This is a genomic window from Thiomicrospira microaerophila (assembly GCF_023278225.1).
Classification (GTDB): Bacteria; Pseudomonadota; Gammaproteobacteria; order Thiomicrospirales; family Thiomicrospiraceae; genus Thiomicrospira; species Thiomicrospira microaerophila_A.
Map to the genome: position 1 here is coordinate 1,229,716 of NZ_CP070959.1, position 15,730 is coordinate 1,245,445.

A 15,730-nucleotide genomic window follows, 5' to 3' on the forward strand; every position below is an offset into this window, starting at 1 on the left:
TCCAAAAAAATTAAACCAAATTCTATGCCAAGACCCATTGTTTTATTACCGTTTTGACATATTTTGGATTATTATAGCCATAACCAAGCGCTTTGGGGATCAAAACAGAGCCAATTTGACATTAAATAAATTAATAGATATCTTCGAGGAGTGTTTGTAGATGGCGATCATGCCAGGTTTACAAATAAACATGGGGCAACAACTTAAGTTGACCCCTCAGTTGCAACAATCAATAAAAATATTACAGTATTCTGCACTGGAAGTTCAGCAGACGATCGAAGCAACGCTTGAAACTAACTTTATGCTTGAAATTGAAGACGAGCTTTTGTCTGATGATACTGACCTTGAAGCCGACAATGAGCTAAATGCACTTGAGGCGGCTGAAAAAGACTATGAGTTCGATGCGGACACACTAAAAGAAATTGATATCAACAATGATCTGTCTCATCATGACGAAGCTTATAGTTCGGAATACTCATCTGAAGAACTCTACAGTGATCGGCAAGTTGGTGCTACAAGCCAAACTTCGCACCAAGATCCCGACGAATACACCGCTGCCGAAAACTATACCGCTGAACAGAAAAGCTTACATGATCATTTAAACTGGCAGGCCGATACCTATGTCTGGCCCTCAGAGTCGGACGAAATCATCGCGTCCTATCTTATTGATGAAATAAATGACGAAGGCTATCTTCAAGCAGAGTTAACCGACATTTTAGAGGCGATTAACGATAATGAATCTCTAGACCTGGATTTAGCGCGACTTGAATCGGTATTAAAATGCATTCAGCAATTTGAACCCTCTGGTGTTGCGGCGAGGAACGTACAAGAATGCTTGTTATTGCAACTAAAAAATCTACCCAACTCACCTTATAAAATAACCGCCATTCAATTATTAAACGAGCATTTTGACTGGTTGTCCTACCATGATCACAAACGCATTATGAAAATGTATGGTTTGGATGAATTGGAGTTAGATCGACTGCTTAAGCTGATTCAATCTCTCAACCCCAGGCCTGGTCGTGAATTTTCTGCTACGCAGCCTGACATAGTTATTCCTGATCTTCGCCTAACTCGCAGTCGTCAAGGCTGGTTAGTCGAATTAAACACCGATGCTTTTCCACGTTTAACGGTTAATGCCAGCTATATTGATATGGCTAATCAACTTGATAATTCTGAACAAGCGAGGAAAATAAAAGAGCAACTGGCTGAGGCTCGCGGCTTAATAAAAAGTGTTCATAGCCGTGGTGAAACCCTGCTTCGTGTTGGGCGTTATATTATTGAAAAGCAATATCGCTTTTTTGAAGAAGGAGAACAGGCAATGCAGCCTTTAGTTCTGCGTGAAGTGGCTGAAGCTTTAGATCTTCACGAGTCAACAATATCAAGGGCAACCAGCCAAAAATATATGCAAACACCTCGCGGTACTTTTGAATTAAAATACTTTTTCTCAAGCGGCATTAGTCAGCATGGTAGTGAAGACCAGTCTGCTGTCGCCATTAAAGCTCACATCAAGGAATTGGTTGACAATGAAGACAGCAGTAAGCCATTAAGCGATAATAAACTCATGCAATTACTTGAAGAAAAAGACATCAATATTGCACGCCGTACAATCGCAAAGTATCGTGAAGCCCTAGGTATTCCTTCGTCAAGCGAGCGCAAAAAAATAAACCGTTTTCGTTAAACTCAATCCTAAAGTCAGTAGATAGGTAACCCACAATGATAGAAAGACCCGCCATAGAACAAAGACAACAGGTTGCCCAACAATGGGAAGCCCAGGCAGAATTTAAAGAGTATATGTCAGCGGTTAACCCGCCTATGCCAAAAATCGGTGTCGAATGTTTTCCAAATAGTCTATATGCCGAAGGCGCAACGCGCGTAATTCCGTTTGACTTATCATCTCAGTTAAAATCAAACTATCCCTGTACCACGCCTAACCTTATGGCTAACTTTATTCGCATTTGCGAAGGGAGCAGTCTGCGTACCGATGAAAAAGCGACCTCTCAAATGTTTTATGTTATTCACGGCAAAGGTCGCACCCAAATGCAACAGGGCACGATTGAGTGGAAACAAGGCGATTTGTTTACCCTGCCCGCCGTTCCGGATGCACTACATAGTGCTACTGAGGATGCCGCGCTTTATTGGGTTTCCGATGCCCCACTGCTAAACTATCTTGGCGTTATACCGAGTGAGCAACGCTTTACGCCCGTGCTTTACACCAAAGAGCGGTTGGAAAAGGAATTAGCCGACGTCCGTGCTCAAGGTGAAGGTAGAAACAGAACCGGAATTTTGCTATCAAATCCAAACTTCCCTCTTACCATGACGCTAACCCATACGCTATGGTCGCTTTATAATGTTTTGCCTAAAGGCATAGTGCAAAAACCTCACCGTCATAATTCTATCGCGATCGACTATTGCGTGTCTGCTGGTAACAACACCTATACGATGATTGGCAAAGAAATTGACGATCAAGGTCAAATTATTGACCCTATAAAAGCCCAATGGGTCGCTGGTTCAGTGTTTATAACCCCCCCGGGCTGGTGGCACTCGCACCACAACGAATCCGACGAAGATGCGATTGTTTTACCAATTCAAGATGCGGGATTGATTATGAACATGCAAATTCTTGACTTTCATCACGTTAAATAGCGAATCTTGATTAGAATATGGATCAGTCATATCGCGTCATGCTTGTCGAGGATGACCCGGAGCAAAGGGCTAACATCCTTGAAGCCCTTGAATCTAAAGATCTGCTTATCGAGGCTTTCGGTTTACGTCCACAAGCGCAGAGCCGACTCGATCAGCAACTTCCAGACTTGCTGATCTCAGATATTATCTTGGGCGATGAAATGGATGGTGGCTTTGATCTTGCTCGGCATTTGCAGACTTATCAACGCCCTATTCCTATTATTTTCTTGTCTGAACGTCAATCTGAATTTGACATAGTAGCCGGCCATGACCTTGGTGCGATTGATTACCTGCCTAAACCCATCAGCCTAGCGGTTTTAAAACGAAAAGTAACCAACCTTCTTCGATTAACTCAAAACGCACCAACCCTGAACAATAAAACTACATTTATTGAAAACCTGATGTTAGACCCTCAGACCTTTAAGGCCAGTTGGCATCAAAAACCATTAAACTTAACAGTAACTGAATTTGAAATGCTTGAGCAGTTCGCAACCCATTCAATAGGTAGTGTTATCAGTTACCAAGACCTTCAAGCTGCAACTCAGGGTGTGGTAGAGCGGAACACCATCAACACCCATATTTGTCGTCTTCGCCAAGCATTTAAAAAAATTACGCCGGATTTTGACTTAATCCATAATGTTTACGGCCGGGGTTATAGCTGGCAATCTCCCAAAAAATAAATGCGTCGTCCTTATCCCACGCCCAGACCCAATTGGATTCGTTTTACGATTAAACGCAGACTCATTTTGTTTTTTCTTTTGTTAATTTTTCTCCCTTTGCTTGCCTATCGACTGGCTCTTGACCTACAACACTTGTTGCTCAGCCATCAAGCCACTTTACATCAACATACCGTTCAAAATTTAGCACTTATTCTTGAAACAAGACCCGAACTATGGGGACAAACTAGTGAAACTGGACAAATTCTTGCCCATCTTGACCTGGATAACAGTGCTATCTGGCTTGTAAATCACCAGGGTCAAACCACCTATGTCATGGGTCACCTTAACACTGAACTGAAAATCGAACGCTCTGTTTTAGAGTGGATTGGCTTTGCCGGTCTGCAACTGGTCAGCAAATTAACAAGCCCGATCCCCTACCCCTACCCACAGACACGCCATCCTGAGCAGGCGGTCATCGAGTTAGCACTTTCGGGAAAAACCGGGCAACAATATCGAACCAATGACCAAGGAAAGGCGGTAAGTCTTATGTCAGCCAGCCCACTTTACAGTCAAAATGCGATTATTGGTGCGGTGGTTTTTGAACAGGGTTTGGAGAAGCTATTTCAGCAAAGCCTAAAAAGTTTTTATCATTTAATTGGGTTAACCACACTCTTTATGACCCTTGTGTTAATGGGCATTCTTTTCTATGCGCAAACCTTATCGAGTCGAATCATCAGACTCAGTGAAGACGTTAAAAACAGCTTTAATGATACAAAAAAGCTACAAATCAATAAACTCGACTACGCAGAAACTATTCAAGATGAAGTTACCGATCTTAGAAAGCGAATTATTGAAATGCTTGAAAAAATAGCCAGTTACGAACGTTATCTTAAACAGCTCCCTCGTACACTTCGGCACGAACTCCACAACCCAATCAATCGACTTAACGCAAATATTGAATTGCTGTTAATGCAGATGCCTGAGCAACCTAAACTTATTCAAGCACAAGCGACACTTAATCAACTTAAACATATTATTGATTTATTGACCGAAGCATCCAGTTTAGAACAAAGCCTCAGCGAGCAAGACTTAAAACCGATCACTTGTCAGCGTTTAGTCGCTTATTTTCAGGGTATAGTGGACAGTCAACCACCAGGCCTGGTGGTTTTAAAAAACCACCTACAACACGATAACCTAACGATCGCAGCCGATGGATTTTTGATGGAACAACTGTTCGATAAATTAATCGATAACGCTTTGGAGTTTAACGATTTTTCAAAACCTATAACGATCACCTTAAGCCAATCTTCAACACATATAGAATTTAAAATTGATAATGCCGGCCCAAAACTTCCAAGTGGCCTGGAACAAGAAATATTTGAAGGGATGATCTCTGTCAGACCTAAACATTTTGGCCAAGCGACTCATTTAGGACTTGGCCTTTATTTAGCGAGATTGATCGCAGACCATCACCATGCAAGGCTAACAGCTCAAAACTGGGATGATCTTCAAGGTGTCAGTATCAAATTGGAAATGGCTTTATTCAACCCGACTACTTAGGTCACGAACTCGGCGAACCCAAGGTGAAATACCGGTAGCCTCTTTCAGCTCTATCGCTTTTTGATTGGCTTCTGCACGGCCTTGGTAGCCGCCGACAACTAATACATAGCTTTTTCTGCCATCTCTAAGCTGCGGAATAATTCTGCCTCCCTGAACACGTTTGTCAGCCATGACCTTTTCTACACCGGAGCGTTCAGGCATTGAAGCCAATTGAAGTAAAAAGTGTTCCGCTGGTTGTTGTAAAAGCCAATTAACATCTAGATCCTGAGGTTTTTTGGCTTCAACCAAACGTACCACCTTCTGCTCAACACGGGGAACTGCTGGAGGTGTTGGTTCAGCAATAACTGATTCAATCTGCATTTCTCTAACCAACGTCCCATCGGAAACCTCCAGCTGGGCCGTATTTGTGTCAACCGATTTCCATTGGCTTAACATACTATCCAGGCGCGCCTGTATTTGATTTTCCAAATCAGTTACAAGCTCATTAATATTTAGGTTATCTTGCACCTGCTGAGTTTGCGTTTGTTGAATCTGTTGAAGTCCATTCAATTGCTGTCCAAGTGAATCAATTCGATCAATAAACTGATCAAATAACTCGGGATCCCCTCCCTTTTCAACCTGCTCTCTTAAGGATACAACCTGCTGTTCCAATAAGGCCATATCTCCAATTATTTCGCTATGAATCGTTGCTAACTGCTGTAAATCACGTTGAACTGCATTATAAGCCACATAAATAACACCCAATACCGTTAGAAGAAGTGAAAGCATAATTACAACACCAAATACCGATGCTTTTTTGGCATGAGTGGCCTGTTGTGCCTGAACGGATGAGCTAGTGGGTTTTGTTTTCGCCTGCTGAACAACGGGTGCGGCGGCTTGAGATAAGGTAACACTCGGCTCTGAAAAGGTTTCAGTTGAAAACGAGTCATCAATAAATGGCTTGGATGTGCGTGTCTTAACTAATGCACTGTAGTCATCGTCATAGTTTATGCTAGGTTCTTTTTTTGAAGGCACGACTTGTTCAGCGGCATTTAACCAATCATTTAATGTGTGAGGCCTGGCTTCATTTGTAGAAGTGCCACGTTGTTTGGATAACTGATTAGCCTGAGCTTCGATCGCTTCAAGTAACTTTGCACGCTCTTGTTCTAGTTCCGATATCGTTTTTGCCATAGGTTTTCTCAATGTTTATAACGCATAATTATTGTTTTATTGTAGAATGATACGCTACAAAAATAAATGGATAATTTAAATGCATTCTATCACTACAGACAAGGTTGTGGATGCTCTACTATTAATGCTTGGCTTTACCAGTGTTGCGGTATTAATAGTCGGTTTAGTCATCTACGGTGTATATTTGTTTTTCAGAAACACTAAGGATGACGACAATAAACGCAACCAACTATAAAAAAGCCGACCTAAAAGTCGGCTTTTTTTAACTCCTTTTTTCATAACCCAGTTTTTTAAGCTTGGCCACTAACTCCAAAACCTGTTGCGAATCTGCCTTGTCTAAATTCTCATAAAGCTGGTAATAACTATCTTTAACTATCTTGTCTAGGGTCGCGATTAAAAAGAAGGTTTCTACATCGGTCATTAGCTGTTTTTGGTCACGCTTTTTTGAACGCCACAAGGCTTCTAAAGCTGGGTTTTGATCGAAAGTAACTAACACTTTATCTAGTAAATCATTAATCGGCGCTATAGTTTCATAAGGCCAGTAAGGGCGTCCCCAACCCTGCTCATAAAAAGCTAAGCGATGATCGATAACCAGTCTTAACGACGGCTCCATTCCCGTCAAACCAATCGGTTCTAATCCATTGATTGCTCTCTCAATACGTTCCGGTGCTAATATTGGTGCATCAGACAACCAACGACCATAAACTACCCAGGTATTATTACGTTCAATATAGTGATATTGCCCAGCTCGGTAAGGCATTACATTCTGCGCAGCAACGATATATTCAAGATTCTGTTGTCTAAGGCTCCGCGTATCCTGCCAAACTTCCCAACCATCGCCATATTCAGAACTGCCTGGACTAACCGCAACCGGTGTGCAGAAAGCGCCATAGTCGTGCCCTTCAACATATTCTTCGACCTTGATCTGATAATCACCTGCCTCAGTAACACGGGTTATTTGACCAATAATAAAAGCATCATCACGAATGTTAACCGATGGGATACCAACAAATACCGTTTGGCCAACAGAAAACGGCTGTGCCACGCTATATTTTGAAAATGAAAAAAAGATAAAAAAGCTGAATAGCGCAATAAAAAGCCTAGATGACATTAATCTTCTCCTAAATTCACGGCCAATACATCACAGTGAGCTTGGTGTAGAACAGCATCGGCTGTCGAACCAATTAGTCTTTGAATGACAGACAAGCCGCGACGACCAATAATAATCAGGTCAGCATTTACAAGTTCGGCCTGTTTAACAATATCTTGCTTAGCAATGCCGACAACAACCTCACAGCAAATTGGATCAATACCAACAGCCTGAACCAACTTGTTTAATTTAGTTTGGGATACCTGGTGTAATTTATCAGCTAAATCATCTCCCCAAATTCCAGGCAAACCGGTGATCGCAATATCTTCAAGTACAGGATAGCTGGGGAGTTCAGTGACATGAATCACCTTAAGCTTTGCAGAATGCAGCTCTGCCATCTCTTTTGCTCTGACTAAAGCTTGTTGACTGTGCGCTGAAAAATCAACGGCTGCCAGTATATTTTGGTAGTGTTGCATAGTCCTTCCTTTTACACATTATCTGTGGATAAGATTGTTAGAAACAATGGGGGTTTCATAAAAACTTCAATAAAGTCTTTAGCCTGATAAGCATTGCTTAATTTATAAGCACACCAATACAAACCAAGTCATCCGATTAACTGACCGATGCCCTCAAATAAACGGGTTGTGGTACTTGTTGGCTCAAATCAGCGGCACTCGCTGCTTTTTGAGCGGCTAGTTCAGCTATTGCAAAAGCAACGGGCACCGCCGTTAACCAGGTTTCAAATTTTTGGATTTGTTCCGGATAGCTAGCTTCAATATCACCAATCCCGTTTTTAAAACTTAACGTGGACAGGCTATCTGCTTTAACTAACGAGGCTGTGGAACTATTAAGTAAGTCGCCTTGTTGGCTAAATTCACAAAACTGAGTGTACACTTCTCCCATCCGTGCATCAAGACAAGCTAACCAGGCCTGCTTACCTAAATGTTTAAAACCTTGGTATGCCAAGGCTTCAAGCGAAGAAATTGCCACAACGGGTTTATCCCAGCCTAATGCTAACCCCTGAATTACGCCCGCAGCAATCCGCAGCCCGGTAAAAGCTCCGGGACCCTCACCAAAAGCCAAAAGATCGAGTTGACTTGAATTCACCCCGGTTTCTTGCATTGCTTTTTCTATCATCGGCAAGATAAGTTCAGCATGTTTTTGTGGCGCTGCACGGTCTTCATGGTAATTAATATCTTTTCCCTGAATACTCACGCTACAGTGAGCCGTCGAAGTCTCAATGGCTAATATATTCATATACTTTTATTTTCCTTAGCTTAAACGCGCTTTACATCAGTTATAGGATGTCAAAGTATAACCGATCACCTTCTAGGAAATGACCATTTGGAAAGGGAATTTGAAAGGATCATAAGTCAACTGCGAATAGCTCGCAGTTGTGAGGTTGAACGCAGCACCTAATGACTAGTATCCGATACTTTCGTGATGTGCTTGAGGAAGGATTTCGGCATCTTGCAACATATACCACATCAAATAATCAACGATCATAGGCACTAGCACCGTATGCTGATTATTGGTTTCTTGCAATAGCTTACGAACGGAAAGTTTTAACTCAGGACGGTTCGAGGTATCCATAATAATATCGATCTTAGCGCCAAAATCACGGATTACCTGTTCATAGTTAGGAAAGTTAGGAATGCCCCTTCGTTCGCAGTCCTTAAGCAACGGATTAGCAAGGTTAGGCTCACTCACTGCAATAATTTTCACTCGACTTTCGTCAATGCCTGAAAACTGCTGGTAGAACTTGCCCCCAATACGACCTAACCCAATCATTAAAACGGTAATTTGTCTCATCGGCTTTACACTCCCTTTATCGGTTAACGATTAACCCAAGGAGTATAAAGGATATTGACTCAATACTAATCGGCAATTGCCATGAAAATATTTTATACACTTTGTGTTTTAATTTATCGAATAACAAGCCTAATCATCGGCTAAAACCGGTTGAGCCCACAAATCATATTCATCAGCAGCAAAGATTTCAACTTCAAGCATGTCGCCCGGCTGCAAGCCATCACCTTCAGGGATAAACACCATGCCGTCAATTTCAGGGGCATCTGCCGCTGAACGTGCAATTGCCCCCTCATCGTCTACCTCATCCACCAATACCATCATCCGCTTGCCAATTTTGGCCTGCATTTTTTTAGCGCTGATTGCTTGCTGAGTTTGCATAAAACGATCATAGCGATCTTGCTTAACCTCATCCGGTACTGGCTCCGCAATCGCGTTCGCTGCCGCACCCTCAACCGGTGAATATTGAAAACAACCTACTCGGTCAAGTTGAGCTTGCTCCAAAAAGTCCAATAAGCGCTGAAATTCCTCTTCGGTTTCACCGGGAAAACCAACAATAAAAGTCGAACGCAAGGTCAAATCCGGCACCTGTTGACGCCATTGCTGAATCCGTTCCAATTGTTTGTCAATATTTCCTGGACGACGCATCGCTTTAAGCACACGCGGATCGGCATGTTGCAAAGGCATATCCAAATAAGGCAAAACCTTACCCTCGGCCATTAAAGGAATCACTTCCTCAACGTTCGGATAGGGATAAACATAATGCAACCTGACCCAAACCCCCATATCGCCCAATGCCTTTACCAGGCCGGTCATCGAGGTTTTAACCGGTTGACCATTCCAAAAATCCAGTTTGTGTTTTACATCAACACCATACGCCGCGGTATCCTGAGAAATAACCAATAACTCCTGAACCCCAGCTTCTACAAGACGTTTGGCTTCATCCAGAACATCGCTCACCGGACGACTCACCAGATCACCACGCATGGATGGAATAATACAAAACGAACAACGGTGGTTACACCCCTCTGAAATTTTTAGATACGCATAGTGACGTGGCGTTAACTTAACACCCTGCGGCGGCACAAGATCAACATAAGGGTTATGCTCAGGCGGCTGAACCACATCATGCACCGCATTCAGCACGGTTTCATAAGCTTGCGGCCCCGAAACTGACAGGACTTGAGGATAGTGTTTTAAGATTTCTTCATCGCGAGCGCCTAAACATCCGGTCACGATGACCTTACCATTCTCACGCAAGGCTTCACCAATCGCATCCAGTGATTCTTGCACGGCAGAATCAATAAAACCACAGGTATTAACAATAACGGTATCTGCATCTTCATACGAATTAGATAGATGATAACCCTCTGTACGCAACTGGGTTAAAATTCGTTCAGAATCCACTGTGGCTTTAGGGCAGCCCAAACTAACGACGCCCACCGTGGGCTGATGTTTACTCATACTAATCTCACATTTTTCAAGCACTAGGCTTGGTTATCTTTTAATGCGCGCATTTTACAACAAATCGGTTTCGTTAAATGCAAGTTTTAAACCTGTCTTAATTGTGGTTAACCAAGATTCGGCCTCACCTATTCAATCGCTCGTCAATCCATAAAGGGCTTGAAGATTTAGGGACATTTAGAAAATCAGAGGAAAAATCAATCTGCTTCATTGTTCGGCCTCCGGTGTTTTCACAGTCGGGTCGGGAAGTTCAAGATCCGCGCGCTCCACCCACTCAGCGGGCAACTCTTTTTGCACGCGCACGCCTAAATCCTTAAACTCCGCTGCTTGTTTAATCAAATTACCTCGGCCTGAATAGAGTTGAGAAAAAGCCTTATCGTAGGCCTCTTTAGCCTTATCCAGTTGTTGACCTACTGTTTGTAAGCTATTGATAAAAGTGTTTAATTTGATATAAAACATCTCAGCCCGTTTAGCCAACTCTGCGCTATGGTTATTCTGTTCGGCAAACCGCCAAAGCTGGCGAACAATTTGCAATGAACTTAACAAAGTTGAAGGCGTTGCAATCAATAAATTAAGCCGCATGGCTTCCTCAAGCAAAGAAGGATCCGCTTTAATCGCCTCGACATAGGCCGACTCAATAGGCATAAATAAAATAACCACCTCAGGCGTCACCAGGCCTGGTAATTTAAAATAATTCTTATCAGACAATTCTTTCATACGCTCGTAAAGCGCTTTAAGATGATCTTTCAATGCCTGCTCACGGAGTGATTCAGTTTCTGCATTCACCATTCGACTATAGGCGCTTAAAGACGTCTTAGCATCAATAATAACATGACGATTACCGGGTAGATAAACCACCACATCCGGTCTTTGACGCCCCTGTTCGCCTTGGATCGAAACCTCCCGCTGAAAATCGCGTGGAGCAACCAGGCCTGCTGATTCCAGCACACGCTCAAGAATCATTTCGCCCCAGTTACCCTGTGCCTTTTTTTGTCCCTGAAGTGCTTGCGTTAATTGGTGCGCTTGATCAGACAAATTTAGATTCATCTTCTGCAAATTCTGTAACTCAAACTTCAAGGCTAACCGCTGTTCACTTTCAACTTGCTGTATCTGCTCTAATTGTTGCTTAAACAGCTTAACATCATGTTGAAACGGCATTAACAACTGATTCAAGCTTTGTTCAGTTTGCTGCTTAAATACTTGATTATTTTGATTAAAAACACCCAGCGCCAATTCAGAAAACGTCTTCTGTAGTTGGCTATGCTGTTGATCAAACCCACGCTGTTTCTCTTCAAGCTGAGTTTGTAACCGGGCATGAGCCACGTCAAGCTCACCAAGGCGTTGCTGGTTGTTTTCCAATTTTTCAGTTAAGGCCTGTGCTTGATTTTGCCAGTGTTCCAACTGAGATTGCGCCAAAATCAAATCCGTTTGTTGTTGATGCAACTGTAATAACCAGGCCTGGTTAGATTGATCTACATCTGCTTTTAATGCTTGATAAAGCCCTTCTTTTTCACGCAAACGCCAAATAACAAAACCCAGCAATAGGCTGGCAAAACAAGCCCAGCCGGCTAAAAGCCATGACAACACACTCACCCTGTGGCCTCACTTTCACCGGTCGCTATTTTTTGCCATTTATCTTGTTGGGTGAACACCACATCCATAGCAACAAAAGGATAGTGTTTGCGAAAGGCCTGATAAAGCTGTTCACGCACATCATCTAAAGCTTCAATACTATCTAATGGACTATCGGCTTCAATTTTAAAATAAATATGCACTAACAAAAACCGACCTGTCATCACCAAACGTAAACGATAGCCCTTATGCAGTGCTGAACTAATCACCGAGTCAATTAAATCACGGATCTTATCCTCAATATCATCCCCGGGATGTTTACCGACAATTTCGTTCCAAGCATCACGCATAATACTCAGCGGCACAATCACAATAAACGCCACCAGTACAATGACCATAATCGGATCAAAATAAGGCACCCAATGCGCCCAATCGGTATCCTGCACAAAATAAGCGGCTAAAAACACCCCAAGCATTGCAGCAGAAATATAACCGTCAACCAACCAGTTCTTTGCGTCCACCAACGCCAACGGGGAATGGGCGCGTTTACCCAAGCTGCCCACAAACCAACCCGAAACAAAACAGCCAACCGTTGCCAACACAGCATAAAAGACTGCCATCCCCAGCACCACTTCTGTGCCCCCGGAATAAAGCGCAGAAAACGCATTAAACAAGGCCAAAGCCAATAGGGTAATGATCATCAAGCCTTTCGCCAGATTAATCATCGGCTCATACATCCAATAACCAAATGGATAGTCATCGTTACTGGGTTTCATCACCAATCTTGACACACGAAGCGTTAACAACGCGATTAACAGATGGATAAACGAATAGAGACCATCCAACATAATCGCGTCAGACGCACTCACAATCGCAAAACCTACCCCAATCACAACCATAAACACATTGCCCCAGACCGAAAAGTCTAGTGCACGTTTTTCAAGTTTATTTAGCAGGACTTGATGACTCGACATCGAAAAATTCACCTATTAGAAAGGTTTAAGTACCACAAGAACTAACAGCGCAAAAGTAATAAACAACGGAATCTCATTCGCCCAGCGGTAATACACCCCTGAATGATCCAAATGCCCTTGCTGCATTTCTTTCATACGCTTCATGGCCCAAAAATGATAGGCAATCAATAAAGCAACCATCAATAATTTAGCATGCAACCAGCCACCGCTAAACCCAAAACCCAACCAAAGCCAAAACCCGGTTATCAAGGTCAACACCATCATAATCGTCATAAAATTCCACAGCTTACGCGCCATAATAGCTAAACGTTCGACCTGCTGACCCGCTTGTTTTCCCTCAACAAAATGAACAAAAATACGTGGCAAATAAAAAATACCCGCCATCCAAGACATCATAAACAAAAGATGGAACACCTTAACCCATAGATACGCCATAAAATCACTCCATTATCATAAATCTGTTACAAAGCCGCTTTTTGAATCGGTATGATACTCCACTGGACACCAAGATTTACATTTAACCAAGGATTTCTAATGAAAATTCAAAAAGACAAAGTGGCACAAATTGAATACACCCTCACCAACGCTTCTGGAGAAGTGATGGATAAATCTGATGGCCAACCTCTTGCCTACTTGCATGGTCACCACAACTTAATCAACGGCTTAGAAGCCGAACTTGAAGGCAAAGCCGCGGGTGACAAATTCACCGTGACCGTACCCGCAGCCGATGCCTATGGCGAAGTAGAAGACTTTATGATCCAGCAGGTTCCAAGTGACCTGTTTCAGGGCGTAGACAAACTTGAAGTCGGCATGCGTTTTGAAGCTCAATCCGACCAAGGCATGCAATCTGTCGAAATCACCGCCATTGAAGGTGACATGGTCACCGTGGATGCCAACCACCCTCTAGCTGGCCAAGATCTAACCTTTGAAGTCGATGTTATCTCCGTTCGTGACGCCACCGAAGAAGAACTCGACCACGGACATGCCCACGGCGTTGGCGGACATCACCACCATTAATAAAATACGCTGATAAAACTAAGGCCTGGCGCATAACCAGGCCTGCTACATCAGCCTCAAACCCATTAGCCCTAAACTATCTACGATTCTTCTTAGTACGCGCTTTACGCTCTTCTGCTCTTTGCGCCTTTAACTCGGCCTTCTGTTGCTCTAGCTGCTGCGCACGTTGCGTTTCTTCCTGCACACCCTCTGGTGATTCAAGCGTGTATTGACCCAGCTTACCTTCCCTAAGCTCGTTAATTAAGATACGGCTCACCTTATCCCAATCCACCGAACCGCCCTTGCCAACACAACCGCGTTTTTTACCAATCGCCACCAACAGATCCTCGTCATGGGGTGGTAACTCCGTTAAACCATAACGCTGCACTAAACGCTCAGGATACTGCTTTAATAAAAACTCAGCCGCAAATAGCGCGATGTCCGGAAACTCGAACGCCGTATCCTTAATACCACCGGTAATCGCCAAACGATAACCTGCTTCAGGCGGGGTTAACTTAGGCCAAAGAAAACCCGGCGTATCGGTAAGATAAATATTATTAGCCAGTTTAATTTTTTGCTGTGATTTCGTCACCCCCGCCTCGTTACCGGTTTTCGCAATCGTCCGGCCAGCCAGCGTATTAATCAAGGTCGATTTACCTACATTCGGAATCCCCATAATCATCGCCCGCGCCGGACGCACCGCCCAATCACGCTCGCCCACCAACTCAGTAGCCAGCTTAAGCAAGGCCTTAATCTGCTCAGGGTTCTGCTGGCTAATCGGAATAGCACGCACCCCCTTTTGCTGCTCAAAATGCGTTACCCAAACCTTCGTCATTTCAGGATCAGCTAAATCAGCCTTGTTAAGCAACTTAATACAAGGTGTATCCCCCCTCAACCCATTCACCAACGGGTTTTCGCTAGAAAACGGAATCCGCGCATCCAGCATTTCAATAATCACATCCACCTGCGGCATTACCTCCGCAATATCTTTACGCGCCTTGTGCATGTGTCCGGGAAACCAATTTATCGCCATACTATTCTCATTGTTTAATTGTTTGAACTCATCTTATGCCAATATTCACGCTTCAAAATGCGCATACCTACGACCAAGGATTTAAAACCTGGATCGGCAAACCGATAAAGTCCTGTTCGTTACGTGTGACCAATACTAAGTCGTATTTAAGAGCCGTCGCGGCAATAATAGAATCGAAGGAAGGTAAACGACGTCCTTGCGACTCCGACATCGCCGTCATTTTAGCCCAGGTCTTCGCCAAAGGGATATCAAACACCTTACTGCGTTCGGCAAAACCGACTTCAATTCGTTCAAGCCAATCATTTAAATGTCGCTTTTTCTTCGAGTCAGCCAAACGTTGAATGCCCTTTTCAATTTCAGCTAAGGTGATAACACTAATATAAAAGTCATCACCATTCTGCGCCTCAAACCAAGACAGAAATCCGGGGTTGGTTTGCGTTTTTGTAAGTTCTGACAAGGCGCACGTATCGAGTAAATACTTCATTCAAAACTTACTCTATCCGGAACAAGATCAAAACGATCACGTTCAACATCAAAATCAACCTTAGGTGCCGATAAAAGCAAGGATTTTAAATCGGTAGTTTTAGGTTTTAACACCACTTCATCACCGCGTTTAAAAATTTCGACAGTGGTCACGTTAAAACGAAACTCTTTCGGAATGCGTACCGCTTGGCTATTACCCGACTGAAAAATTTTGGCTTCCATAGGTTACCCCCCT

The 15,730-nt window shown here is 43.3% G+C and carries 18 protein-coding genes; 6 read left to right on the forward strand and 12 right to left on the reverse strand.

The window, feature by feature from the left end; translation table 11 throughout:
- The first annotated feature begins 160 nt into the window (after positions 1 to 160).
- The 4 genes from JX580_RS06015 to JX580_RS06030 are packed head-to-tail and all read left to right on the forward strand — an operon-like array spanning position 161 to position 4,904.
- On the forward strand, positions 161 to 1,681 hold the full coding sequence (locus JX580_RS06015) for an RNA polymerase factor sigma-54 (RefSeq protein WP_248849648.1): 1,521 nt from the start codon (positions 161 to 163) through the stop codon (positions 1,679 to 1,681).
- 35 nt (positions 1,682 to 1,716) lie between these two features.
- Entirely contained in the window at positions 1,717 to 2,646 is a 930-nt protein-coding gene (locus tag JX580_RS06020; protein WP_248849650.1) for a hypothetical protein, read from the forward strand.
- 17 nt (positions 2,647 to 2,663) lie between these two features.
- Positions 2,664 to 3,365, forward strand: coding sequence for a response regulator transcription factor (locus JX580_RS06025; protein ID WP_248849652.1), 702 nt, complete (start codon positions 2,664 to 2,666; stop codon positions 3,363 to 3,365).
- Positions 3,366 to 4,904, forward strand: coding sequence for a sensor histidine kinase (locus JX580_RS06030; protein WP_248849654.1), 1,539 nt, complete (start codon positions 3,366 to 3,368; stop codon positions 4,902 to 4,904).
- Here JX580_RS06030 and JX580_RS06035 read toward each other — a convergent pair.
- Entirely contained in the window at positions 4,884 to 6,074 is a 1,191-nt protein-coding gene (locus JX580_RS06035; RefSeq protein ID WP_248849656.1) for an SPOR domain-containing protein, read from the reverse strand. The two genes, JX580_RS06030 and JX580_RS06035, sit on opposite strands and share 21 nt — an antisense overlap.
- A 79-nt stretch (positions 6,075 to 6,153) precedes the next feature.
- Here JX580_RS06035 and JX580_RS06040 point away from each other — a divergent pair, with 79 nt between their 5' ends.
- Positions 6,154 to 6,309 carry a hypothetical protein gene (locus JX580_RS06040; RefSeq protein WP_248849658.1) on the forward strand — a complete coding sequence of 52 codons (156 nt, stop codon included), beginning with the start codon at positions 6,154 to 6,156 and terminating at the stop codon, positions 6,307 to 6,309.
- A 27-nt stretch (positions 6,310 to 6,336) separates the two neighbouring features.
- On the opposite strand, the gene JX580_RS06045 is transcribed toward JX580_RS06040, so the two are convergent.
- The 8 genes from JX580_RS06045 to JX580_RS06080 all read right to left on the reverse strand — a co-directional run bounded on the left by JX580_RS06045 (position 6,337) and on the right by JX580_RS06080 (position 13,418).
- Positions 6,337 to 7,185: a hypothetical protein gene (locus JX580_RS06045; RefSeq protein WP_248849660.1), complete on the reverse strand. Its 849-nt coding sequence runs from the start codon at positions 7,183 to 7,185 to the stop codon at positions 6,337 to 6,339.
- Positions 7,185 to 7,640, reverse strand: a complete 456-nt coding sequence (locus JX580_RS06050) for a universal stress protein (protein WP_248849661.1) — start codon at positions 7,638 to 7,640, stop codon at positions 7,185 to 7,187. The genes JX580_RS06045 and JX580_RS06050 overlap by 1 nt, the downstream gene beginning before the upstream one ends.
- Before the next feature lie 136 nt (positions 7,641 to 7,776).
- Complete coding sequence (gene tsaB / locus JX580_RS06055; RefSeq protein ID WP_248849662.1) at positions 7,777 to 8,421, reverse strand: tRNA (adenosine(37)-N6)-threonylcarbamoyltransferase complex dimerization subunit type 1 TsaB; 645 nt, start codon at positions 8,419 to 8,421, stop codon at positions 7,777 to 7,779.
- 165 nt (positions 8,422 to 8,586) lie between these two features.
- The gene (locus JX580_RS06060) at positions 8,587 to 8,976 is read right to left on the reverse strand and encodes a homoserine dehydrogenase (RefSeq protein ID WP_248849663.1); all 390 of its coding nucleotides are present in this window, start codon (positions 8,974 to 8,976) and stop codon (positions 8,587 to 8,589) included.
- Between the two features lie 129 nt (positions 8,977 to 9,105).
- Positions 9,106 to 10,437 (reverse strand): 30S ribosomal protein S12 methylthiotransferase RimO, encoded by a 1,332-nt coding sequence (gene rimO / locus JX580_RS06065; RefSeq protein ID WP_248849664.1) that lies wholly within the window; start codon positions 10,435 to 10,437, stop codon positions 9,106 to 9,108.
- 207 nt (positions 10,438 to 10,644) lie between these two features.
- Complete coding sequence (gene rmuC, locus JX580_RS06070) at positions 10,645 to 12,021, reverse strand: DNA recombination protein RmuC (protein WP_248849665.1); 1,377 nt, start codon at positions 12,019 to 12,021, stop codon at positions 10,645 to 10,647.
- Between the two features lie 5 nt (positions 12,022 to 12,026).
- Positions 12,027 to 12,983, reverse strand: coding sequence for a cation diffusion facilitator family transporter (locus JX580_RS06075; protein ID WP_248849666.1), 957 nt, complete (start codon positions 12,981 to 12,983; stop codon positions 12,027 to 12,029).
- A gap of 15 nt (positions 12,984 to 12,998) precedes the next feature.
- Complete coding sequence (locus tag JX580_RS06080; RefSeq protein WP_248849667.1) at positions 12,999 to 13,418, reverse strand: CopD family protein; 420 nt, start codon at positions 13,416 to 13,418, stop codon at positions 12,999 to 13,001.
- Between the two features lie 99 nt (positions 13,419 to 13,517).
- Here JX580_RS06080 and slyD point away from each other — a divergent pair, with 99 nt between their 5' ends.
- Positions 13,518 to 14,000 carry a peptidylprolyl isomerase gene (slyD, locus tag JX580_RS06085; RefSeq protein WP_248849668.1) on the forward strand — a complete coding sequence of 161 codons (483 nt, stop codon included), beginning with the start codon at positions 13,518 to 13,520 and terminating at the stop codon, positions 13,998 to 14,000.
- A 76-nt stretch (positions 14,001 to 14,076) separates the two neighbouring features.
- Here slyD and ylqF read toward each other — a convergent pair whose 3' ends face one another.
- The 3 genes from ylqF to JX580_RS06100 form a co-directional block, all read right to left on the reverse strand.
- Positions 14,077 to 15,012: a ribosome biogenesis GTPase YlqF gene (gene ylqF, locus JX580_RS06090; RefSeq protein ID WP_248849669.1), complete on the reverse strand. Its 936-nt coding sequence runs from the start codon at positions 15,010 to 15,012 to the stop codon at positions 14,077 to 14,079.
- A gap of 67 nt (positions 15,013 to 15,079) precedes the next feature.
- A complete protein-coding gene (locus JX580_RS06095) occupies positions 15,080 to 15,496 on the reverse strand; it encodes a type II toxin-antitoxin system VapC family toxin (RefSeq protein WP_248849670.1) in 417 nt (138 codons plus the stop codon).
- On the reverse strand, positions 15,493 to 15,717 hold the full coding sequence (locus JX580_RS06100; RefSeq protein WP_248849671.1) for an antitoxin: 225 nt from the start codon (positions 15,715 to 15,717) through the stop codon (positions 15,493 to 15,495). Before JX580_RS06100 ends, JX580_RS06095 begins: the two co-directional genes overlap by 4 nt.
- Positions 15,718 to 15,730 lie beyond the last annotated feature (13 nt).